The organism is Paenibacillus qinlingensis (assembly GCF_013204845.1).
Lineage (GTDB): Bacteria > Bacillota > Bacilli > Paenibacillales > NBRC-103111 > Paenibacillus_E > Paenibacillus_E qinlingensis.
Window position 1 is genome coordinate 140732 of sequence record NZ_JABMKY010000013.1, and the last position, 23715, is coordinate 164446.

Genomic DNA, 23715 nt, shown 5'->3' on the forward strand with positions numbered 1-23715 from the left:
GGAATCACCTCCATGGTAATCAATGATGTTATATATGAATATACAACATATAAATTAATAGAACATGAATGTTGTAATGCACGTAAGAAGGCATCGAAGGTATCGAAGGCGTCCTATCTCTGGTGATAACGCGCTAGGATCGAGCGGGATTCGGACTTGTCGTCGAGTCGCGGACAACGAGATCGCTTGTGAGCCCCATGTTGCGACGTTCTTGACTGGGGTTCTGGATCAAGGAGAGCACCAGTTTCGCGGCTTCGCTGCCTATCAGCTTCTCGTTCTGATTGACATAGGTTAGCGGAACTTCCGATAGTTCGGACTTTTCATAGTCGTCGAAGCAGACAACCGATAGATCCCTCGGAACGTTGAGACCTAAGTCTCGGGCAGCTTTCATGGCGAACAGGCCGATCGTTGAAGTCGTCGTTACGATGGCGGAAACGTCCGGATTGTCCAGGATATACTGCTTGATTTGGTCATAGACCGGCAAACCGCTGTTCGGAATTAGGCGCAGTCGATAGTCGATGAACAGTCCGGCATCGCTCAAAGCCTGCTCGTATCCGCGGAGCCGATCTTCAATGCTCGTTGTGCCGGTGATCGAGGTGCTGATGAAGCTGATCTTGGTATGACCGAGACTTGTCAAATGTTTGGTAGCATCGTACGCGCCGGCAAAATTATCGGAGCTTACACAGTTGGCGTCAAGTCCGCGCAAATACCGATCTACGATGACAAGCGGATAATTGCCCAGGGTTAACTTCAGGATTTCATTATTAAAAGTTTCGCCCTCCACAGGGTAAATAATAATACCTTTCATCCCGAGTTGGGTAAGTTCTTTCAGTTGTTTAATTTCCAAATCCTGCCTATCGTGGGTCAGTCGAAAGATGAGGTGATAACCATGCGCAGCCAGTTCCTGTTCAATGCCGGTCATTAAGTTGGCGGTAAACAGATTGTCAAGACGAGGCATAAGGAAGGCTACACATGAACCCATGGTTTCCTTAGGCTCGTATGCCAGAAATGGCGGAGATGCGTTGTCGGCGATATAGGAGCCTTTGCCTTGAATGCGGTAGATCAGGCCTTGTTCCACGATATCGGCCATCGCGTTTTTAACCGTAATGCGGCTGACGTCGAACTGTTCGGCAAGCTCATTCTCCGAGGGCAGCTTGTCACCGGGCTGCCAGATGCCTTGCTGAATTTGGTTCATAATGTAAGTTTTTAATTGAATGTACATGGGAATCCTTGCCGGTGTGCTAGACATACATTTCATTTCCCCTTGTATTAAGAATATAACAAATATACAACTTATTTATATATTCGTAAAGGAGTGCAAGTTATGCTACACAAACACGCACGTTGTGTCACATTCAGACTGGAATCAGAAATAGTATATGCCCTTTGCAGCAGAAATCGTAACAATAGGAGGAAGAGTGAACAATGGTAGAGATGAACAAGAAGCCCCATCCGTATTTATATTTTGATCGGGCGTGGGTAGAGCGGTTCCGACTACAGCTTCAGCAGAATGCAGATCTGGCACGGGAATGGCATACCTATGTGGCTAAGGCTGATCGGATGCTGGGAGAATCCTTTACCGATGAAGCACAGGCGGACGGAGAAGATTCTCAGCATGGTCGCTATGGACCGCCCAGCGAGCAAGTTGCGAAGATGGGGACGATCCTTGGCCTTGTGTATCAAGTAACGGGGGAGCGGCACTATGGTGAGAAGCTGCGAGAAGCGCTACTTCATTATAGTACCTATCAGAAATGGTACGGGAAAGGTCTGCTTCGAAACGATCCATCGTGGCATTCGGAGTTGAATACGTCTCGCTTTTGCCACGGGTATGCCGTCGGCTACGACTGCATTTACGATTTGCTTAGTGATGAAGAGCGCGGTACCGTTCGTCGGGGGTTTCTGGAGCTTGGTGTACTGCCTACGCTGAAGGATTGGGTTTTTGCTGACACACGTATCCATACGCTCGATTCCATGGGTCATAATTGGTGGGCAGTAATGATCGGACTTGCGGGTGTTGGCGTCCTCTCCGTTATGAACGAGGAAGGGGATGCGAACGCATGGCTTGGTGAGATTGTTCGCATTTTTCCGGAATATTTCCTATACAAAGGAAGTGTGTTGGGTAATAAAAGTTTGAATTACGACGAAGCCGGAGCCTTCTATGAAAGTCTGAATTATGCCGATTACGGGTTGTATGAATATCTAGTATTTCGGTTGGCCTATCAAACCTCGTTCGGGCATACGGATTTCTCCGACATTCCTGTGCTGTCCAAGGCAGGAGACTTCTTCTTGCATACGACATATCCAGCTTCCGAGCGGCCACTAACCGTTAATTTTGGTGACGGCGATTTCTACACAGGTGCCGTTCAGGCGGCGAAGATGCTGTTGGCGAATGGGCTTGAAGATCCAAGGTTACGTTGGTATCTGAAAGAATGGCAGGCGGAGTATGGGTTTTATGATTTTATTCAGCACGAACGTATTTGGCAGGGGAGCTCCAACCCTCCGTCTGAAGCCGAGACTTCGGTTATCTATGGAGATATCGGTTGGGTAGCAATGCGCGACAGTTGGGAGAAAGATCGTACGCTGCTGGCGGTGAAGTCCGGCTTTTCTTGGAATCATGCACATGCGGATGCGGGTTCATTTGTTCTGTATCATAAAGGGCGGGCGCTCTTGATCGACTCCGGTAATTGCTCGTACGAAAGACCGGAATATCTCAACTACTACGTGCAGAGCGAAGCGCATAATGTGGTGCTCTTTAACGGCGAGGGGCAGCTGAGGTCGGATGTGCCTCGGGGCGTGAAGGAGCCTGGACAAGTGTACCATCTGGTGGATCATGCCGGCATTCGTTATGTATACGCGGACGCAACGGGCCCGATGTCTCGGCATTTCTCGAGGAATTTCCGTCATTTCCTCTGGGTTGACGATGTCATCGTTATCATTGACGATGTGCGGGCGCATGAAAAAGGTAATCTGCAATGGCTGATGCATTTCGAAGGGGAAATCGATGTCGCGGAGAATCGCTCCGTGCGTGTAACGAACGGCGATGCCAGTGTCATCGTTAAGCATCTATTTCCGCAAGACCTGGTTATTCAGCAAAAAGAGGGCCTAGCGGATCATGCTCCGGATACAATAACGACGTATTTGTCATTTGAAACTAGCGAATCGGTTGCTGAGGCTAAATTTATTACCGCTGTGATACCGGTAGAGTCGGGGCAGCCGCTCCCAAACGTGACTGCTCTGGAGGGACACGAAATGATTGGTGTACGCATTCTGTCAGACGGTAAGCAGACGGATGTGTACTTGAACCTTCGGGCTGATGGCCGGATCATGCATCAAAATTGCATTCGTAAGTTGAATGGCTGGGAAACGGATGCCTACCTTGTTGCGGTAACCCGACCTGAAGGTACTGAAGAAGAGGACTGGACGAACGTCGAGCGCTGCTTCATCGGGTATGGAAGCGTTCTCCGCCATAGTGGACATACGTTATTCGCTTCGATGTCCAGAGCGACAGCTTGTTTGGAGCTAAGCCCAGCGGAGGTTTCTGTCGCGCTGCGTGGCCAGCCATACCTTCGCGCCGAGGTGCGGCCAGCGGTTATGCCGCAGCGAGTTACAACGGAAGGAGATGCAGTGTTGATCTCCGATGACAACGGAGTTATCGTCATTTCTCAAAAGACAATAATGCCATCAAGGCGTCCTGGTTGATTGTCTACTACTTTAACGGCCTACTCATAATAAATTGCGTCATGCGATGGAGGGCGACTGCTGCCTCTATTCGTAGGTTCCGCATATTATCAAGGAATGTTTGCAACGGGCAGTTTAGGAACAATGGCAGATGACACAACCTCACGTATCGTAGAAAAAAAGGCATTCGGAACCCCACCGAGCATTGCCTTTTTTTCGCATTGCTATTCCGTACAGTGGTAACTTTGATTACTAATGTAAACTTTTATTGTTGCATTAGTGAATAAATGCGGTATACTTCAAATAGGACGAAGTGAGGATGGGGGACTGACATTCAACGCCGATGCATATTCAAATTAAAGCCAAAACAGATGCATTCATCAAGGCAAGGGTCAAGAAAGGCTATTCGCAACGAGAGCTGGCACGGCATTCTGGCCTGAGCCATGCGTACATAAGTTTACTTGAACGATCGATTAAATCAGTGGGTCCATCAACGGCTAAGCGATTAAGCGAAGTACTGGAAATGGAGTTAGAGGAGCTTTTTCAAATCAACATTGCTTGAAATTCGAAGACCGATGCCTCGTAGTTAGGGAGCGTCGGTTTTATTTTTTTTGTTTAAATACGTCACTTAATATAGATTGCAACCGAATATATGTAATAAATACATTTTTTAGTATTTTTAGTTAAGAGGAGGAGGAGATGCTTTTCATTGTAGTTGTCAATGCAGTCGGATAACAAATCGAATAAGGAGATGTGCGAATATGAAAAAAGGCGCTTCATGGAGGAAGTTAATATTAGCAGGCACACTTTCATTCAACTTATTCATTGGTTGGAACACAGGGCATACTGCTGCCGATGGACTAGCTCCAGAGACATTGTGGGCAAAAAATTTCGACACAGGTTTTGTACTCTCAGAAGTACAGGAAAAGTCAGGGAATGGGTATGTCGTGATGGGAACTTCTGACGAGGACAACATCTATGTAGCTAATATTGATGAGCAAGGAAATCAGCAGTGGTCAAAAGTATTTCAAGTGCAGGCAAAAAATTCATCTGGTGTTGAAAAAAAGGTAACGGTTTCTTCTATTCGCCATCTAGATGATGGGGGATATATACTAGGAGGAACTGTCCCAGGATTTTACTTCCGCTATAATGACTATGTCATTGCCAAAACAGATGAGAACGGAGTCATTCAGTGGACACAGGTAGTTGACTCTGGTGCCTACGGTCACTTTAATATGATTCGAGAAGCAAAAGACGGCGGCTATATAAATGCTATTTTTACGGAGAGTCTAAACATAGGATCGTTCCATACGGCAGTTCAAAAAAGGGATCGTAGTGGTAAAGAAGAGTGGACGACTGTTTTAGGTGCAGGCGGACCGGATAGTCCGCATGTAGAAGCACGTACGATCGAGGAAATAGCACATGGTGGCTATATTGTCAGCGGGACCAAAGGTAATAATGTTTCCATTTGGAAGTTGAATGCTTCGGGTAAAATTGATTGGGAAAAGACATATGGGTGCAATACGGGCCATGTTATTCAAACAACTGACGGTGGTTATGTAATCGTTGGTTCTCGTTCAGAAGACGAAACTATTCTGATAAAAACCGATGCCATGGGTGAAGAAAGCTGGACGAAAACGCTTCATGGAGGACAACCGGTCTCCCTAACGGATACCAGTGATGGCGGCTATTTAATAGGGCAGTCTCAACTAGTTACCAAAACCAATGCTACTGCGTCTATTCAATGGTCAAAGCCCGTTAGTGGTCTGACAAAGGCAATTTCAATGAAGAGCGGAGGGACTTTGATCCTATCTTCCCCAGACACGCTCATGAAACTGGCAGTGTATTCGCCCCCCACACAAACAGGGCTGAAGCTTGATTCAGAAGATTATAGTCTGAGTGTAGGACAAACATTAGATACTGTTCTTACATCAGTCTATGGGGATCAACAGAGCAATGTCAGCCGCTATGGTAGCTACTCAACAGCTGATCCTTCTATATTATCCGTAGATAGTCAAGGGAATATTACGGGTCATAAATATGGGCAAACGGTATTAACAGCAACGTATAAGGGATTACAAACTACGGCAAATGTGTATGTCTACGGTAAATGAGATTGATTCTATTACTCGACTAGCACAAATGAACTAATTTCTCTGCATCAATTCGAAAACAGATGCCCCCGTAAAGGGGAGCATCTGTTTTGTTTTACTTTGGATAGAGACGATTATTTCACTGTCTTGTTATAAGCACCAATTTTTTCTGTGATACTCTTAGCAGCGTTATCCAGTGCTTCTTTTGGCGCCTTTTTGCCAGTCAGAGCCTCTTCGATGGCTGTTTCGACAATTTGACGGGCTTCTGGGAATACACCCATAACCGCACCTTGAGTTGCTGTGTTGGCTTTTGTTTTGTGCAATTGATCAATTGCGGTTTGGAATTGCGGGAATTTCGTTAGATTATCTTTGATAATTTGTTCATCATAGGCTTTTTTCGTAATTGGGAAGTAGCCTGTGTTTACGTTCCACCATGCTTGTGTTTGCGGATTCGTTAGAAATTTAATAAATTCCCATGCACCTTTTTGCTCAGCTTCCGACTTATTGTTCAAGATGTAAAGACTCGCTCCGCCTACAACGACGCCGCCTTCTTTGGCATCCGATGGTTTCGGAAGAGGGCCTGTACCTACTTGGAATTTGCCTTCAGCGCCGCTGACAATACCGCGAAGGGAAGCTGTAGAATCCAATGTCATGGCGATTTGGCCAGCTAAGAAAGCTTTTTTCGTATCATCTGTTTTACGGCCAAGGTTGGCGGATGTTTTGCTGTCGACCATCTCTTTCCACCATGTGAGCGTTTTGACACCAGCTTCATTATTAACCAAAGCTTCTGTTGCAGCAGCGGTACGTCCATTCCCGTTATTAAGGAATTCGACACCTTGGTTCGCGAAGAATTGCTCCATAAACCAGCCGTAGATGGCAAAGGAAGAACCGGATTTCCCATCTTTACTTAGTGCCTTCGCGGCTGTCGTAATTTCTTCGTATGTGGTTGGCGGTTTCTCTGGATCAAGTCCAGCAGCTTTGAACATATCTTTGTTGTAATACAAGATAGGGTTCGACGTATTGAATGGCATGGAATTTAGTTTGCCATCGACTTTATAATAATTCAGAATGTTCTCTTCAAGCTGGGAAAGATCAAATTTATCCCCATCAACAAACTTTTGAACAGGTGTAATGGCTTTAGAATCGATCATGAAGCGGGAGCCGATTTCGTAAACCTGAATGAGGGAGGGGCCGCTTTTGGTATCCATCGATGCTTTCATTTTGTTGATGCTCTCATCGTAAGTACCTTGGAATACAGCTTCAACCTGTACATTCTTCTGTGACCCATTGAAATCTGCGACTAATTTATCGACAGCTTTGCCAAGCTCTCCACTCATGGAATGCCACCAGATCACTTTAACGGGTTCAGTCGGTTTCTTAACATCTCCCGCTGCCGTACTAGTTGCAGGTTTACTTTCTGTCGTACTGCCTGTAGTCGTTGTTTCTGCTTTGCCGCATGCACTAGTTAACAGCACCATAATTGCCGTCATAGCAAGAATGGAACTTCTTGTTTTCAATGATTTCATGTTCTATTTCTCTCCCTTTTGTTTCATCTAAAATATATGGAAATCTGCTTCAGCATAGTAACTGAACAGCATGGCCATCAAGGATGGACTAACCTTTCACAGCGCCAGCGGTAAGTCCGCGAACGAGCTGTTTTAAACCGAGAATGAGTAATAAGAGGGATGGCAGCAAGACGATGGTTACACCTGCCAGGACCAGATTCCATACGGTTAATTCTTCGAATTGCAGCATTGCGATACCAATCTGCACGGTGCGCATGGCTTCGCTATTGGTGATGAGCAGAGGCCATAGGTACATGTTCCACGCGTTCAAAAAGGCATAAACAGCTAGCGTTGCCAAGGCTGGGCGTCCCAGTGGAAGCACGATTCGCAGGAACATGCGGAAGTGGCCGCATCCATCGATTCGTGCCGCTTCGAACAGCTCTTTGGGCAGTTGTAAGAAGAATTGCCGCAGGAGGAAGGTTCCGAAGGCAGTCGCTAGAAAAGGAACGGTCAGCCCTTGCATGCTATCGAGCCAGTCCCACTTTTTAATGGTCAAATAATTAGGAATAATAGTGACTTCCCACGGAATCATCATGGTCGCCATGAAGAGCGCAAAGATGAAGGCCTTACCCTTAAAGCGAATATTCGTGAAGGCATAGGCAGCCATGCTCGATGTTATGAGCTGCCCCAGCGTAATAACAATCGAGACAATAAGGCTATTGGATACAAATTTGGCAATAGGCACAAGCTTGAAGACGGCGATTATGCTGCCCATGTAGAAGCTGCTAGGCAAGAATCGAGGCGGATAGGCGGATGCTTCCTCGGGCGTCATCAAAGCGGATGAGAACGTATAGAAAATGGGATATAGGACAAGTGCGGCACAGATGATCAATAGGGTATAGACGAAGGTATTTTGCAAACGAGTCATCATTGATAGTGCACCTTCTTTTCAAATACTTTAAACTGAATGACCGTGAAAATAAGGATAATGGTGAAGAGGACAAGCGCTTGCGCGCTGCCTGTTCCGAATCGGAAGTTAATAAAGGCATCCTGATATAAGGTGTATACAAGGACATCTGTGGAGTTGACAGGACCACCTTTGGTCAAGATATGAATTTGTCCGAAGGACTGAAAAGCACCGATGATAGACACGATTGTAACGAAAAATACTGTTGGTGAAAGTAAAGGCAAGACGATTTGGATAAAGGTGCGAATGGGACCAGATCCATCGATTTTGGCACTATCATAGATTTCATCTGGAACGCCTTGAAGGCCGCTGAGTAGAACGATGTAAGTGAAACCGAGATTCATCCACACCGTCATCATGGAGACGGAAAGTAGTGCCCATCTAGGGTCCGTCAACCAAGCAACAGGTTCTAATCCGACTAGTTGCAGCAAGTAATTCAACATGCCGACACTCGGGTGAAAGAGCATCATCCAGATTACGGCGGAAGTCCCTACCGACAATACGACAGGCAGGGAGAAGATGAATTGAAAGATGCGCATGCCTTTGAGCTGATTATGTGTCAAAGCCGCAAGCATCAATGCAATCACGATTACCGTAGGAACAGTTAGCAGTGTAAAGAGGCCAGTAACTCCTAAACTTTGATAGAATCGTTCTGAGGTGAAAATAGCCGTGAAATTATCGAAGCCTACAAAGGAAGCCACCCTGCCTCGCGGATCGGTTTCGTGTAAACTGAGATAGAAGGTTTGTATCAAGGGGTAGAACAAAAAGACAGCGAATAGCAAAAGTGAGGGAGTTAAGAAAACATAACCAAGGATTGTCTCCGACCAATTAGGACTGAGTAATGCCTTGCGTGGATATGCTGCATGTGTCTTCGTGTTTATTTTACTTGTGTGAGGTAAATCTCTTTCTATAGCATTCATTGCAAGCTCCTCCATGACCCGTTATTCGACTAGCACTTATGTGTATTAGATTAACCGTCGTTTATTTGACCAATGTTAAATTCAAGTGAATGTTTTGTATATTTTTAGAAACCTTTACAAAATTCATAGAAATACTTACTGGGCAAAATCGACTTTATTCAACTATAATTTGAGCATATTTAATAGCTTATCTATGTAGGAGAGTGAATCATGAATAGACAGAAACCGATCGTAATTGGACATCGCGGAGCATCTGGTGAAGCCCCGGAAAATACAATAGCTTCTTTCGCATTAGCATTAGAACAAGGGGCAGAAGGGATTGAACTCGATGTTCAGATAACGAATGACGGAGAGATCGTCGTTTGTCATGATCTAACGTTGGATCGTACGACGAATGGCTCCGGACTTATTTGTGAGAAGAGCTGGGAAGAATTGAAATCGCTGGATGCTGGATTCTGGTTCTCGGAAGCTTTCACGGGCGAGCGAATTCCTCATCTGCGTCAAGTATATGATCTTATACCACGAGGACATCTTATCAATGTGGAAATCAAACACGCTTACGAGGGAAGAATGGAGAAGGCGCTGTTGGCATTTATAGAAGAAATGGGTAGATGGGAAGACACAGTGATTTCTTCCTTCGATCACAAAGTGATTCACAGGATCAAACAAGCGCAGCCTCAAGCGAAAGTAGGGCTGCTGTATGCAGCCAACTTAATAGATCACGCGGCATATGCGAGTCAATTGGGGGTAGATGTGTATTCCTTGCATCCGTATCATCACGGCATTGGACAAGAAGATATAATTGCTGCCGCGGCGGCGGGATTAGCCATTTATCCGTATACAGTCAATGAGGTTGCAGACTATAAAAGGTTGATTGCTGCTGGTGTTACGGGAATCATTACCGATTATCCGGCACGATTGCGGAATCTGCTTGACTAACTTAGCCAGAGGTTGAGATAAAAAAACCAGTAAACTTTGAGTTTACTGGTTTTTTCGTGTTCAATGCATTGTATTTTTCGTGGTTTTAACAACAATAATATGTTAAATTTCATTATTTATTTATTGCAAAACGATAAATTATGTGATAAATTCAAATCAAATTTAAATGATAAGTGAGGGGCTTTTTTATGGAACGTGGATCAACACTCTTTTTAAAGATAGCTGTTATTCTTATGGGAATCCCAGTGCTTGCTTTGTGCATATTTGCAGTGCCTGAGATTGCGAATTTTGCAGTAGAATTATATCCAGATCATACGTATTTGAAATATCTCTTTATTAGCGATTTGTATGCCTCGGCGATACCTTTTTATATTGCTCTGTACCAAACCTTTAAGCTTTTAGGTTATATTGACAAGAACAAAGCTTTCTCGGAATTATCTGTTCGTGTCTTAAAGACAATTAAACTCTGTGCAATCACAATCAGCGGCTTATATGTGTTAGGGCTGCCACTGTTTTATCTCCTTGCGGAAAGAGACGATGCCCCAGGTATAATAGTAATCGGAATGGTCATGGTTTTTGCTTCTATGGTGATTGCCGTTTTTGCTGCTGTTCTCCAGAAGCTTTTAAAAGAGGCTATTGATATAAAATCTGAAAATGATTTGACGGTCTGAGGTGAATAACATGGCGATAATTATTAATATTGATGTGATGTTGGCGAAGAGAAAAATGAGCGTAACTGAGCTTGCGGAGAGAGTTGGAATCACAATGGCTAATCTTTCTATACTGAAAAATGGGAAGGCCAAAGCAATTCGATTATCAACGTTAGAGGCGATTTGTAAGGCTTTGGATTGTCAACCCGGTGATGTTCTAGAATATCGTGAGGACGGTACGCCTGAGTAGAGGAGGAATAGCCATGAATAGTACCAATCTGATTATTGATAATATCGGGGACCCCCAAGAGCTGGAGAGAATGTTTAGAGAAGAACCGGAGGCATTTAAAAAGTCATTCACATACGCGTGGGAACAGAATCCGGATTCACAGGTACTTGGCGTGTGGTACCAAAGGTTGTATTTCAAGGAAAAGATACATACCGAGAAAGCTTCCTTATTTCAAAAAGATTTCATATCCATGGGGATATTAGCCATTCTGGCCGGGATCACGACAAGAATTCTTTTTCATTTTGCCGATGATAATACGATAGCCCCAATTAATATTGTACTCGCTATTCTTCTCTTCATTGCGACCTATTTTGTAACCAATAATGTTCCGAATAAAAAGATTCGTTACACCCTTGCATTATCTTTCCTCGTCTCCGGGGTATTTCTGAATCTGTTGCCAGTAGAGTGGACCGACAGTATCATTCTGGCTTATATACACCTTCCCATATTTTTATGGGTAGTCGTAGGGCTTGCATTTACAGGAAATGAATATGGCAGAGGCAGCTCACGATTAGCCTATCTTAAATTTAATGGAGAACTCGCTATACTTTACGCCTGTATGGCCATTAGCGGAATGCTGCTAACAGGTTTAACAATGCAGTTATTTAAATTTGTAGGCATGGATATATCTGAATTTTATTTCGAAAATGTCGTTATATTTGGTGCTGCCGCGCTCGCTATTGTGGCTGTATACCTCGTATCTAGAAACCTTAAGCTTGCTAAAAATATAGCCCCTTATATTGCCAAAATTTTTAGTCCGCTTGTTCTGGTAACCTTGTTGGCCTATCTCATAACGGTAATTGTGGTCGGAAAAAATCCATTCTTGGACCGAGATTTCCTCTTGTCTTTTAACGGAGTACTTCTTGCTGTATTGGCCGTCACCATATTCTCTATAACCGAAAGCGGCAAAGAAGAGAAGAAGAACATTTCGGATTATATTAATTTTGCTCTGATTGTCCTTGCTCTGGTCATCGACAGTGTGGCTTTATCCGCTATTGTGTTCAGGCTTTCTTCTTACGGGATATCCCCTAACAGACTAGCAGTTCTAGGCGTAAACATCCTGATTTGGGCCAATCTCATTTGGATTATGCTTTCCTATCTGCGATTTCTACAAAACAAAACGGGACCGTCGGCTATCCAGGATACCGTTACGAAGTATTTGCCAATCTACGGACTATGGGCAGCATTCGTTTCCTTTACGTTTCCTTTGTTTTTTAATTAATGCTAGGGAAGAATTGAATAGGATTGTTAGAGCAGGCTGCCGGTAGATCCGTGGCCTGTTTTTTAATTCAATGGAATTGGTTGGTATTTCCGATTATTCTACATTTTGCAACAAACTCGGAAAGGAGTATAAGTTGATTTTGTCGAATATTTTTATATCCAGCTAGGAAAGAAATTATTAAATTTACAGCTAAGAGGTGAACGTGAGTGCCATACGTACCGACTGATCAAGATACCTTGTATTATGAATTTCATCAAGTGAGCGGCAGCGATCAGCCGGTAGAAACGATAGTTATGATCCACAGCTTGGGAACCAATCTGAGTATTTGGAACTGGATGATACCTTATCTTCAATCCCGCTACAATATTCTCGTTTATGATGTTAGAGGTCACGGCAGCAGTCGACAGAACGACGCGGAAGTCATCACATGGCGATTGCTTTGCGACGACTTGGCCGGCCTTCTTGCGTATAAACAAATTGATCGATTTCATCTCGTCGGTCACGGGATGGGGGGTTACATCGGACTGGAATTTGTTCGGGAATATCCGGCAAGGGTGCTATCGCTTTGTTTGCTTTCCGTACCTCTTTATTATCCGGTTAAGGTAATGCCGATTTTGTCAGGCGATCGGCAACAAGTCATTCGAGAGACTAACTCGATCATGCCTGTTGCTGAACGCTTGCTGAGTGCGGCTTGCCATCTTGTTACACCGAGCAAACAAGCGTTATTATATGAAGCATATAGCCAAGTTTCCTACCAACACTATATTCAAATTAGAGATTTGATTACAGCCTACATCTCTGCACAAGAGATTAGAGGTGTTGAGCTTCCTGTGCTTTTTTTGGGTGGGGAATACGATAGGCTTTTCCCTCCGAGTGTGCTTGCGTTAGGGACAATTTTGCTTCAGAACTACCGTTTTTTAGTCGTATCCGACGCTGCTAATGCCCTTCAACTGGATCAACCGGTTGTTGTAGCGAACTGGATCGACGAGCATATTCGAAAAGCGGGCGATTCTCCCGACGTTCGTGTGGTAGAGAAGTTGTCCGCGCATATGCAAAATCAAATCAAAGATTTTGTGGAACAGGTTCGCCAGCAGCATGAAACTTCCACTGCATTGGAAGTCGAAGTCATGGGCACGTTTCGAGTAACGGTCAACCGACAAATTGTTTTAGGGGAATGGAATCAGCGATACGCCAAAAGATTGCTCGTCTATTTGGTGTTCCACCCTTCCGTCACCCGAGAGCAGCTATGCGATGCTTTGTGGCCGGAAGCGGAATTGTCCAGCGCGAAGAACAGGCTTCGCGTATCGCTTAGCTATTTGAAAAGCTTGCTGGATAAGCACGTGGACGTAGCTAACCCTCTCCTCGTTGCGGACCGAGAGTACGTTTATTTGCGCGGCAACATCAAGTGCGATTTGTTGGATCTGCTGGAAAAGCTGCAAACGACCATCGATGAGCCGGATAGGGAACGGAAAGTACTGCTCAGCCGGGAAATTCTAGAGAAAACTGCGTACCCTTTCGCCATGGGTATCTTCGACAATTGGTTGCTTGCATGTGTTGAGAAGGTGGAACATAAACTGGAAGAGCTTGCTCGCTGGACGGCGGACTACTTTCGACATAATAATGATTTGCGGCAGTCAGAAAGGTATATGAAATTCGTTGACCGATTTATATAAGTTGTATGCGAACACATATAAGTAAGTAGCCCTCGATTTCAAGTGAAATCGGGGGTTTTTCGTTGTGCGAGGCTCGCTCTCCCAGATTAATGATAGCGTAACGGTCGTTTTGATAGAATGTTTGGAGCTAATGAGAGATTAGGAGATTGTTACGGTATAGGGGAGATGGGTTAGATGATGCAAAGGATAAAGCACAATCGGAACAAAGGTGTATATGGTATGTGTTTGAAAAGTATTCTGGTAATTGCAATTGTCGTGCAGTTGTTTGGCTTTACGGGCATTCATTCGGCGCGAGCGGGTAATATGTGGTCGAACTTGGGAACGGGACTTAGCAGCTCGTACGTACGTTCGATTGCAATATCAGGTACAGACTTATATGCAAGTGGGAATTTCACAACAGCGGGCGGTAATCCGGCAAATCATATAGCGAAATGGAACGGAAGTCAGTGGTCCAACCTGGGTACAGGCCTTAATAGCTTTGTCTTTGCGGTAGCCACATCGGGATCTGATGTATATGCAGGTGGAATTTTTAGCACAGCAGGCGGCAACTCGGCTAATACGATAGCGAAGTGGAACGGGAGCAATTGGTCCAGCCTGGGCACGGGTACTAACGGTACTGTATATGCGATAGCTGTGTCGGGTACAGATGTATACGTAGCCGGGAGTTTCACTACAGCGGGCGGTATTACTGCCAATAATATAGCGAAATGGGACGGAACCAGATGGTCCAGCCTGAGCACGGGCTTTAGCAATGCTGTATATGCACTAGCGGTGTCAGGTTCGAATGTTTACGCAGCAGGGAGTTTTAGTACAGCCGGCGGCACATCGGCTGTTCGTATAGCGAAGTGGAACGGGACTAGTTGGTCTAATTTAGGCACGGGCTTGAACGGAGATGCATATGCGCTAACTGTATCGGGCAGCAACGTATACGTAGGTGGCAATTTCAGTACAGCGGGAGGCAGTACGGCAAATCGCATTGCGAAATGGGACGGAAGTAGTTGGTCTAGTCTTGGCGCGGGTCTGGATAACACAGTAAGTGCAATAGCGGTATCGGGAAACACCGTATATGCAGGTGGTGGATTCGCAACAGCAGGCGGCGGATCGGCAAATCGCATCGCGAAATGGGATGGCAGCACCTGGTCAAGCTTGGGTGGTGGTTTAAACAACCCTGTTAATGCAATTACCGTATCGGGAAGCACCTTATATGCAGGAGGATCTTTCACTACAGCAGGCGGTAACTCGGCTAACCTTATAGCAAAATGGGGTGATGCTGCTACGATTACTTATAACAGCAATGGAGGTTCGCCCGTGAGCAGCCAGAGTGTAGCTTACGGAGATATAGCAACCGAACCGACTCTTCCGCCAACGAAGGCAGGATATACGTTTGCAGGCTGGTTCAGCGATAGCGGATTGAACATAGCATACGATTTCGCAGCATCCGTTAAAGCAGATTTGACACTTCATGCGAAGTGGACCGTCATGACAGCAACACCTGTGATAACCGGCACCGTACGTGCAGGAGATACGAGCGTAACGGGTACGGCAGCAGCCGAAGCGAGTATCATACTTAGCGTAAATGGAATACCGGCGACACCGACAACCGCAACAGGCGGTAACTGGATTGTTCCCGGTCTGACACTAGCCTCAGGCGATCTGATTAGCGTAACTGCACAGTCAGCAGGTGAGACCGTAAGTGATGCTGCAACGACAACCGTAGCGCCTGCGGCTGCAAACATCACAGCATTTGATGCTATTGGAGAAGTAGCAGCAGGGACGGCGGGAACAGCAACTTATGCCAATGCAGGTGAAGTATCAGTAGCGTTGTTGGCAAGTCATGCGAATGTAACGGCAGATGGCGGCGTGATTACGGTGCCGGTAATGGGATGGGTGGATACGGATAGCTACAATTCAGCTGTTGCGGGTAGATATACATTTACGGCAACGTTAGGGAGTTTGCCGGCTAACACAACGAATACAAGTGGGTTAACAGCGACAGTTGAAGTAGTCGTGGCGCCAGTGATTACCAACATCACAGTATTTGATGCTATTGGGGATGTATCAGCAGGGATGGTAGGAACAGTTGATTATGCAAATGCAGGTGAAGTATCGGCAGCGTTGTTGGCAAGTCATTCGACAGTAACGGCTGAGGGCGGCGCGATTACGGTACCGGTAACGGGATGGTTGGATACGGATAGCTATAATCCGGCAGTAGCAGGCAACTATACATTCACGGCAACGTTAGGAAGTTTGCCGGCGAATACAACCAAAACAACTGGGTTAACAGCGACTGTTGAAGTGGTCGTGTCGCCAGTGATTTCCAACATCACAGCATTTGATGCTATTGGGGATGTAGCAGTAGGGACGGCGAGTGCAGCAACTTATGCAAACGCAGGAGAAGTATCGACAGCGTTGTTAGCAAGCCATGCTACTGTAACCGCAAACGGCGGAACGATCATGGTGCCGGTAACGGCATGGTTAGATACGGATGGATATAATTCAGCAGTAGCAGGCAGCTATACATTTACGGCAACGCTAGGAAGCCTGCCAGCCAACACAACCAATACGGACAACTTAACAGCGAAAGTTGAAGTTGTCATATCCCCAGTGATTACCAATATCACAGCATTTGATGCTATTGGGGATGTAGCAGCGGGGATGGCGGGTGCAGCAACTTATGCAAATGCAGGTGAAGTATCAGCAGCGTTGTTGGCAAGTCATTCGACAGCAACGGCTGAGGGCGGCGCGATTACGGTGCCGGTAACGGGATGGTTGGATACGGACAGTTATAATCCAACAGTAGCGGGTAGTTATACATTCACGGCAACGTTAGGAAGTTTGCCGTCAAACAAAACCAATACGGACAACTTAACAGCGAAAGTTGAAGTAGTTGTGTCGCCAGTGATTACGAACATTACTGTCTTTGATGTCATTGGAGATGTAGCAGCGGGGACGGCTGGTGCAGCAACCTACGCAAACGCAGCTGAAGTAACAGCCGCGTTGTTAGCAAGCCATGCGACAGTAACGGCAGATGGCAGTGCGATTACTGTACCGGTAACGGGATGGATGGATAGGGATAGCTACAATTCAGCAGTAGCGGGTAGTTATACATTTACGGCAACGTTAGGGAGTTTGCCGGCTAACACAACCAATTCAACGGGGTTAACGGCGACAGTTGAAGTAGTTGTGTCACCAGTGATTACCAACATCACAGCATTTGATGCTATTGGGGATGTAGCAGCGGGGAGGGCGGGTGCAGCAACCTACGCAAACGAAAGTGAAGTAACAGCCGCGTTGTTAGCAAGCCATGCTACAGTAACCGCAAACGGCGGTACAATTACGGTGCCGGTAACGGGATGGTTAGATACTGATGGATATAATCCATCAGTAGCAGGCAGCTATACATTCACGGCAACGTTAGGAAGTTTGCCAGCCAACACAACCAATACGGACAACTTAACAGCGAAAGTTGAAGTTGTCATGTCACCAGTGATTACCAACATCACAGCATTTGATGCTATTGGAGATGTAGCAGCGGGGACGGCTGGTGCAGCAACCTACGCAAACGCAGGTGAAGTAACAGCCGCGTTGTTAGCAAGCCAAGCTACTGTAACCGCAAACGGCGGTACGATCACGGTTCCGGTAACGGGATGGTTGGATACGGACAGTTATAGCCCAGCAGTTGCGGGTAGCTATACATTCACGGCAACGTTAGGAAGTTTGCCGTCAAACACAACCAATACAGGCGGCTTAACGGCGACAGTTGAAGTAGTTGTGTCACCAGTGATTACGAACATTAGTGTCTTTGATGCTGTTGGAGATGTAGCAGCAGGTACAGCGGGTTCAGCCATCTATGCTAATGCAAGTGAAGTAACAGCGGCGTTGTTAGCAAGCCATGCAACTGTAACCGCAGAAGGCGGCGCGATTACGGTACCGGTAACGGCATGGTTGGATACGGATAGCTACAATTCAGCAGTAGCGGGTAGCTATACATTTACGGCAACGTTAGGAAGTTTGCCGTCAAACATAACCAATACAGGCGGCTTAACGGCGACAGTTGAAGTAGTTGTGTCACCAGTGATTACCAATATCGCAGCATTTGACGCAATTGGGGATATTTCTGCAGGTGCGGCGGGCACAGCCACCTATGCAAACGCAGGAGAAGTATCGGTAGCGTTGTTAGCAAGCCATGCTACTGTAACGGCAAGCGGCGGTTCGATTATGGTGCCAGTAACGGGATGGATGGATACGGATAGCTACAATTCAGCAGTAGCGGGTAGCTATACATTTACGGCAACGTTAGGGAGTTTGCCGGCTAACACAACGAATACAAGTGGGTTAACAGCGACAGTTGAAGTTGTCATGTCACCAGTGATTACCAATATCACAGCATTTGATGCTATTGGGGATGTAGCAGCGGGGAGGGCGGGTGCAGCAACCTACGCAAACGCAGGTGAAGTGGAAACATCGTTGTTAGCAAGCCATGCTACAGTAACCGCAAACGGCGGTACGATTACAGTGCCAGTAACGGGATGGATGGATAAAGACAGCTATAATCCAGCAGTAGCAGGCAGTTATACATTCACGGCAACGTTAGGAAGTTTGCCGGCGAATACAACTAATACAGGCGGCTTAACGGTGACAGTTGAAGTAGTTGTGTCGCCAGTGATTACGAACATTACTGTCTTTGATGTTATTGGGGATGTAGCAGCCGGGGCTGCGGGAGCGGCCATATATGCCAACGCAGGTGAAGTGGCATCATCGTTGTTAGCAAGCCATGCGACTGTAACCGCAAACGGCAGCACCATCACGGTGCCGGTAACGGCATGGTTAGTTACGGACAGTTATAACCCAGCAGTTGCGGGTAGTTATACATTCACGGCAACGTTAGGAAGTTTGCCGGCTAACACAACAAATACAGGCGGCTTAACAGCGACGGTAGAGGTTGTCGTTGCACCAGTGATTACCAACATCACAGCATTTGATGGTATTGGGGAAATAGCAGCGGGGACGGCGGGTGTAGCAACCTACGCAAACGCAGGTGAAGTGGCAACAGCGTTGTTAGCGAACCGTACAACAGTAACCGCAAACGGCGGCACCATCACGGTGCTGGTAACGGCATGGTTAAATACAGACAACTACAACCCGTCAGTAGCAGGCAGCTATACATTCACAGCAGCGCTAGGAAGCCTGCCAGCTAACACAACTAATACGCATAACTTAACAGCGACAGTCGAAGTCGTTGTAGCAACACCTCCACTTTCGCAAACTGGCGGCGGTGAAGGGAGTGGAAATACAGCAACACCTATAATCGACAACACAGTAACCTCAACAGATGGTACATTAACGCTCCCTGTTGGTAAAAGAGGTATTGTTAGCTTGGAAGATGAGGTAATTGTCTCAATTCCGACCGAGGCTACAGACAAAGAGCTACGATTAACGATAGTTAAAGTGTTAGATACACAGCCGCTGCTGACGAATAAAAAAGTTCTAGCGAGTCCGATTTTTGAAATTTCGAAAAACTTCACTGAGAACTTTAGTAAACCGGTCACACTAACTTTTACATTCGATAAGGCAAAATTGAGTAGTGAACAAACGGTAGCTGTATGTTATTTTGATGAAGTGAAGAAAGAGTGGGTCGAAGTTCCTGGCGGTAAGATCAACGGAAATCACATTGTTGTAGAAGTCAATCACTTTACAAAATATGGGGTGTTTATTGTGGAGGAAGTGGCAATGGTGCCAACGAATCCAACTATAAACATAAGCGATATTGCTGGACACTGGGCAGAAGCAAACATCAAGCAAGCAATAAGTAGTGGAATCGTCGATGGTTATCCGGAAGGAAGGTTTGCGCCAGATCAGACAGTAACGCGTGAAGAATTTGCCGTGATGCTGATGAATACGTTGAAAATGCAAGGTGAAGGAGCAACACTGACTTTCAAAGATGCAGCGATGATTAGATCTTGGGCGCAGCAAGCAGTTGCGCATGCTGTACAATCAGGGATTATTCAAGGTTATGAGGATGGCACATTCCGTCCGGACGTAGAAATTATACGCACGGAGATGGCAATGATGATAGCAAAAGCGATGGGTGAGCAATCATTAGCGGAGAGTATGACAACAGGCTTCACCGATGATATGAATATTCCTGCATGGGCGAAAGCAAGTGTCGCTTACGTGAAACAAACAGGTGTAATGCAAGGAAAAGGCGATGACCAATTTGCCCCTCAAGACTATGCAACAAGAGCTGAGGCCGTAACGGTACTGTTGAAAATGTTAGCGAATAGCGAATAAGAGTAAGTAAGATGCCGAATTTGACATAGCTTGAAAATATGAAACCGATGCTCTTTGAGGAGCATCGGTTTTGTTATGCTTCGTCTTATTATATTTTATTTAATTTTATTTTATTGGACTTTTTTCACACGAAGTCATAATCGTTTTACCTGTTCGTATTACCAAAATATGACTAACATATGACTATGCTCACCTGTTTTTATCAAGTTGAAAAGCTATAATAAATCCTGATCGAGAAAACATAGAATTGTCAATTTTAGTATATTTATTGTCAATTAATCCCAAGTATGATGAAAGAGTGAGTAGTAAGAATGTAAGGACTAAAGCTGGTGATAGGGGAGAAGTGAGAATGTCCAAGTTAACTGAGTTTTCAATGAAAAATGTGGCAGCGATTTTCATCGTCATGCTGCTGTTGGTTGTAGGAGGAACCTATTCTACTACCACATTAAAGGTAGAAAGTATGCCTGACATTACATTTCCGGTTGTCATTATTAGCACGACTTACGTAGCACCTCCGAAGGATGTTCTTGATGAAATTACGAAGCCATTAGAGAAGGCCGTTGCCGGGTTGGATGGACTCAAAACCCTAAGCTCTGGATCACAAGACAATTACTCACAGATTATCTTGGAATTAGACCAAGATAAGAAACCAGAAGATGTTAAGAAAGATGTGGAGAGCTTGATTTCGAATGTTAAGCTGCCACAAGGCTCTGAGAAGCCTAAAGTGTTAACAGCTGGTTTTGCTTCAGATCCTGTCTATTATTTGGCGGTTTACGGTGAGGCAGGGATGAATCAAACTGAGCTGGATAAAGCCTACAAAGATACAATTCTTCCGGGTTTTAATGGGCTCAAGGGAATCGACCATGTAGACTCTGTAGGTAATCAGGATGCTGTTCTTACTATTAAGCTTGATGCGCCTGCGATAAACAATTATGGTTTAACACCATCTGATGTTTCAAGCTTGATTAAAGCCTCATTGGTATCTAGCCCGGCAGGTACGGTAGATTTCAATGGAAACACGCAAATGGTTCGAGTCAAAGGTGAAATGGATACGATTTATAACTTGGATAATTTGAAAATCACAACAAGTACAGGCGACACATTGCTTCTCAAACAAATTGCCAAAGTTGAAGCAATCAGCGAGTCCAAGTTCATTGCAAGATTAGATGATCTGCCAGCCATCGGCGTATTGCTGTACAAAACGAAGGCCGCGAACGCTGTTGAATTTGCAGATAGTGCTGATAAGTTGATGACAGACTGGGGCCAAACGCTGCCAGGCGTGAAATTCCACAAAATCTACAATTCGGCCAACGATATTAAAGATTCCATCCACGGAATGGTGCAAGAAGGTGGTTTAGGTGCCATACTTGCTTCCTTAATGATTTTGCTTTTCCTGCGTAATGCTCGTATGACAATCATTGTACTCGTGTCAATTCCTCTTTCGATTCTTGTAACCTTATTATTTATGGGCCCGCTAGGCATTTCTTTAAATATCATGACATTAGGTGGAATGGCCATTGCAGTCGGGCGTGTAGTGGACGATAGTATCGTCGTTATTGAGAATATTTATAGTCAGCTTCAGAAAGCGCAAGATCGCAATGAATCTGTTATTAAATTAGCAACAAAACAGGTTTCAAGTGCAATTACCTCTTCAACCATTACAACAGTTGGTGTATTTGGTCCTATTGGATTCGTAAGTGGGGTTGTTGGTGAAGTATTCCGTCCTTTTGCCATAACACTTGTTGTAGCTTTAATGTCATCATTACTCGTTGCTTTAACCGTAATTCCGATGCTAGCGAAGATTATGGTGCTTAAAAGCAAGAAACTTACAAGTCACGACGAGAATCACGTTGGGCCTATGGGAGTGAAATATAAGAAAGCACTTATCTGGTCGTTAAATAACCGTATCAAGACACTATTGCTAGCTGGCGTTGCCCTTGTTATCTCGATCATCATTACAGTACCTAATTTAGCTGTGGCTTTTATGCCGGATAGTGAAGCCGTCAAACAAGGTGTTATTGAGATTAAAATGCCGCGAGAAACATCCATTGAGATGATGAATGAGATGTCCAAGGAACTTGAAAAAGATTTGAAATTACACACTGACAAAGCAGGCCAACCTGCATTCAAGTACATCGAATCACTGGTTGGATATAACCAAAGCAGCGATCGCTATGCGTATCGAGCAATGATGTTCTTCGAGCTAACAGCTGAAACCGATGCGACTGAGGGTGTCAAAACGTATAAGGAAGACATGTTGAAACTGATGCCAGACGGATCAGATGTGAATATTACACTGTTTACAGGAGGACCTCCTACGGCAACAGGAGCTGACTTCTCATATTCCCTTAAAGGGGATGACCAGCTTTACCTGAAGCAAGCTTCCCAGTTGGTCAAAGATAAAATGAAGGAATTCCCTGAGTTGAATGACATTAAAGACAGCTTGAGTGATTCCAAAACGGAAGTCGAGATTGTCGTAAATCAAAACAAAGCACGATTGTATGGTCTCTCAAGTGCTCAAATTTTGCAAGCAGTCAACGCCTGGATATCAGAAGAGAAGTTAGGTGACTTGAAATTTAATAACATCACTTACGCCACGAAAGTGATGTTGAATCCAATGTACAAAAACTCCGTGGATAAATTGGGTACTTTCTTAATCAAGACGCCTACTGGCCAAACCATACAGTTAAATGAAGTAGCTCGTGTCGAACAGATTGAGGCACCAAACAGCATTAGTCGCGAAGATCAAGAACAAATCGTGAGTGTAAGAGCCAAAATTGATGCTACGGATAAAGGCGGCGTCAGCAAGAAAATTACGGAAGAACTGGCTAAGTTAGAACTGCCTTCTGGCGTCACCCGTGAAGTAAAGGGTGTATCCGACGATATTCAAAAAAGTTTTATGCAAATGTTTATGGCCATTATTGCCTCTATCTTCATTGTGTACATCGTCATGGTTATCGCCTTTGGTAACGCCAGGGCACCACTTGCTATTCTGTTTTCACTGCCGCTAGCAGCTATTGGAGGCCTCTTAGGACTACTAATAACGGGCGAATCGATCAATGTAACGTCACTCATCGGCTTTCTCATGCTGATCGGTATCGTTGTAACCAATGCGATTGTACTTGTAGACCGCGTGCAGCAGCTGAGAGAGCAAGATTATTCTATTCGTGACTCACTAATAGAAGCGGGAATTACGAGGTTAAGACCTATTATCATGACGGCAGGAGCAACAATACTTGCGCTGATGCCTTTAGGACTCGGATTATCCAAAGGAACGATCATTTCCAAAGGTTTGGCCGTTGTAGTTATTGGCGGTCTTACAACTTCTACGCTGCTTACGCTCGTAATCGTGCCTATTATGTATGAGATTCTATTTAAGAAAAGAGAAGGCGGCTTCTTCCGTAGAAAACGAAAGTTGACTACCAATCCATCAGAACAAGTAGCATCTGCACGTTAATCATCTATATCGGGGAAAAGGGGAAAATGAA

14 protein-coding genes are annotated in these 23715 nt (G+C 45.2%); 10 read left to right on the forward strand and 4 right to left on the reverse strand.

The genetic code is table 11. The features are described 5' to 3' along the window. Nucleotides 1-133: 133 nt before the first annotated feature. A complete protein-coding gene (locus HQN88_RS22205) occupies nt 134-1249 on the reverse strand; it encodes a GntR family transcriptional regulator (RefSeq protein ID WP_173116596.1) in 1116 nt (371 codons plus the stop codon). Between the two features lie 176 nt (nt 1250-1425). On the opposite strand from HQN88_RS22205, the gene HQN88_RS22210 reads away from it, so the two are divergent. The 3 genes from HQN88_RS22210 to HQN88_RS22220 all read left to right on the forward strand — a co-directional run bounded on the left by HQN88_RS22210 (nt 1426) and on the right by HQN88_RS22220 (nt 5792). Continuing rightward, nucleotides 1426-3699 (forward strand): heparinase II/III domain-containing protein, encoded by a 2274-nt coding sequence (locus HQN88_RS22210; protein WP_173116598.1) that lies wholly within the window; start codon nt 1426-1428, stop codon nt 3697-3699. 322 nt (nt 3700-4021) lie between these two features. After that, on the forward strand, nt 4022-4240 hold the full coding sequence (locus HQN88_RS22215; protein ID WP_216855781.1) for a helix-turn-helix domain-containing protein: 219 nt from the start codon (nt 4022-4024) through the stop codon (nt 4238-4240). A 199-nt stretch (nt 4241-4439) separates the two neighbouring features. After that, on the forward strand, nt 4440-5792 hold the full coding sequence (locus HQN88_RS22220; protein ID WP_173116601.1) for a hypothetical protein: 1353 nt from the start codon (nt 4440-4442) through the stop codon (nt 5790-5792). Nucleotides 5793-5905: 113 nt separating this feature from the next. Here HQN88_RS22220 and HQN88_RS22225 read toward each other — a convergent pair whose 3' ends face one another. The 3 genes from HQN88_RS22225 to HQN88_RS22235 form a co-directional block, all read right to left on the reverse strand. Continuing rightward, nucleotides 5906-7297, reverse strand: coding sequence for an ABC transporter substrate-binding protein (locus HQN88_RS22225; protein ID WP_173116603.1), 1392 nt, complete (start codon nt 7295-7297; stop codon nt 5906-5908). An 88-nt stretch (nt 7298-7385) separates the two neighbouring features. Further along, nucleotides 7386-8207 carry a carbohydrate ABC transporter permease gene (locus tag HQN88_RS22230; protein ID WP_173116605.1) on the reverse strand — a complete coding sequence of 274 codons (822 nt, stop codon included), beginning with the start codon at nt 8205-8207 and terminating at the stop codon, nt 7386-7388. Next, nucleotides 8204-9163 (reverse strand): carbohydrate ABC transporter permease, encoded by a 960-nt coding sequence (locus HQN88_RS22235; protein ID WP_173116607.1) that lies wholly within the window; start codon nt 9161-9163, stop codon nt 8204-8206. The genes HQN88_RS22230 and HQN88_RS22235 overlap by 4 nt, the downstream gene beginning before the upstream one ends. 210 nt (nt 9164-9373) lie before the next feature. Here HQN88_RS22235 and HQN88_RS22240 point away from each other — a divergent pair, with 210 nt between their 5' ends. The 7 genes from HQN88_RS22240 to HQN88_RS22270 all read left to right on the forward strand — a co-directional run bounded on the left by HQN88_RS22240 (nt 9374) and on the right by HQN88_RS22270 (nt 23684). After that, on the forward strand, nt 9374-10102 hold the full coding sequence (locus HQN88_RS22240) for a glycerophosphodiester phosphodiesterase (protein WP_173116609.1): 729 nt from the start codon (nt 9374-9376) through the stop codon (nt 10100-10102). A gap of 188 nt (nt 10103-10290) precedes the next feature. Then, nucleotides 10291-10773: a DUF2975 domain-containing protein gene (locus HQN88_RS22245; RefSeq protein WP_173116610.1), complete on the forward strand. Its 483-nt coding sequence runs from the start codon at nt 10291-10293 to the stop codon at nt 10771-10773. Nucleotides 10774-10783: 10 nt separating this feature from the next. Then, nucleotides 10784-11002, forward strand: coding sequence for a helix-turn-helix domain-containing protein (locus tag HQN88_RS22250; RefSeq protein WP_173116612.1), 219 nt, complete (start codon nt 10784-10786; stop codon nt 11000-11002). A 13-nt stretch (nt 11003-11015) separates the two neighbouring features. Beyond that, nucleotides 11016-12263, forward strand: a complete 1248-nt coding sequence (locus tag HQN88_RS22255; protein WP_173116614.1) for a DUF4153 domain-containing protein — start codon at nt 11016-11018, stop codon at nt 12261-12263. 206 nt (nt 12264-12469) lie between these two features. Continuing rightward, on the forward strand, nt 12470-13936 hold the full coding sequence (locus HQN88_RS22260) for an alpha/beta hydrolase (protein WP_173116616.1): 1467 nt from the start codon (nt 12470-12472) through the stop codon (nt 13934-13936). Nucleotides 13937-14110: 174 nt separating this feature from the next. Next, a complete protein-coding gene (locus tag HQN88_RS22265) occupies nt 14111-20227 on the forward strand; it encodes an S-layer homology domain-containing protein (RefSeq protein ID WP_173116618.1) in 6117 nt (2038 codons plus the stop codon). Between the two features lie 349 nt (nt 20228-20576). Then, nucleotides 20577-23684 (forward strand): efflux RND transporter permease subunit, encoded by a 3108-nt coding sequence (locus HQN88_RS22270; RefSeq protein WP_173116620.1) that lies wholly within the window; start codon nt 20577-20579, stop codon nt 23682-23684. Nucleotides 23685-23715: the final 31 nt, after the last annotated feature.

Bases quoted from the DNA above. Each gene is read 5' to 3' on its own strand.
- HQN88_RS22205 (WP_173116596.1), bottom strand. From the start codon at position 1,249: ATGTCTAGCACACCGGCAAGGATTCCCATGTACATTCAATTAAAAACT.
- HQN88_RS22210 (WP_173116598.1), top strand. From the start codon at position 1,426: ATGGTAGAGATGAACAAGAAGCCCCATCCGTATTTATATTTTGATCGG.
- HQN88_RS22215 (WP_216855781.1), top strand. From the start codon at position 4,022: ATGCATATTCAAATTAAAGCCAAAACAGATGCATTCATCAAGGCAAGG.
- HQN88_RS22220 (WP_173116601.1), top strand. From the start codon at position 4,440: ATGAAAAAAGGCGCTTCATGGAGGAAGTTAATATTAGCAGGCACACTT.
- HQN88_RS22225 (WP_173116603.1), bottom strand. From the start codon at position 7,297: ATGAAATCATTGAAAACAAGAAGTTCCATTCTTGCTATGACGGCAATT.
- HQN88_RS22230 (WP_173116605.1), bottom strand. From the start codon at position 8,207: ATGATGACTCGTTTGCAAAATACCTTCGTCTATACCCTATTGATCATC.
- HQN88_RS22235 (WP_173116607.1), bottom strand. From the start codon at position 9,163: ATGAATGCTATAGAAAGAGATTTACCTCACACAAGTAAAATAAACACG.
- HQN88_RS22240 (WP_173116609.1), top strand. From the start codon at position 9,374: ATGAATAGACAGAAACCGATCGTAATTGGACATCGCGGAGCATCTGGT.
- HQN88_RS22245 (WP_173116610.1), top strand. From the start codon at position 10,291: ATGGAACGTGGATCAACACTCTTTTTAAAGATAGCTGTTATTCTTATG.
- HQN88_RS22250 (WP_173116612.1), top strand. From the start codon at position 10,784: ATGGCGATAATTATTAATATTGATGTGATGTTGGCGAAGAGAAAAATG.
- HQN88_RS22255 (WP_173116614.1), top strand. From the start codon at position 11,016: ATGAATAGTACCAATCTGATTATTGATAATATCGGGGACCCCCAAGAG.
- HQN88_RS22265 (WP_173116618.1), top strand. From the start codon at position 14,111: ATGATGCAAAGGATAAAGCACAATCGGAACAAAGGTGTATATGGTATG.
- HQN88_RS22270 (WP_173116620.1), top strand. From the start codon at position 20,577: ATGTCCAAGTTAACTGAGTTTTCAATGAAAAATGTGGCAGCGATTTTC.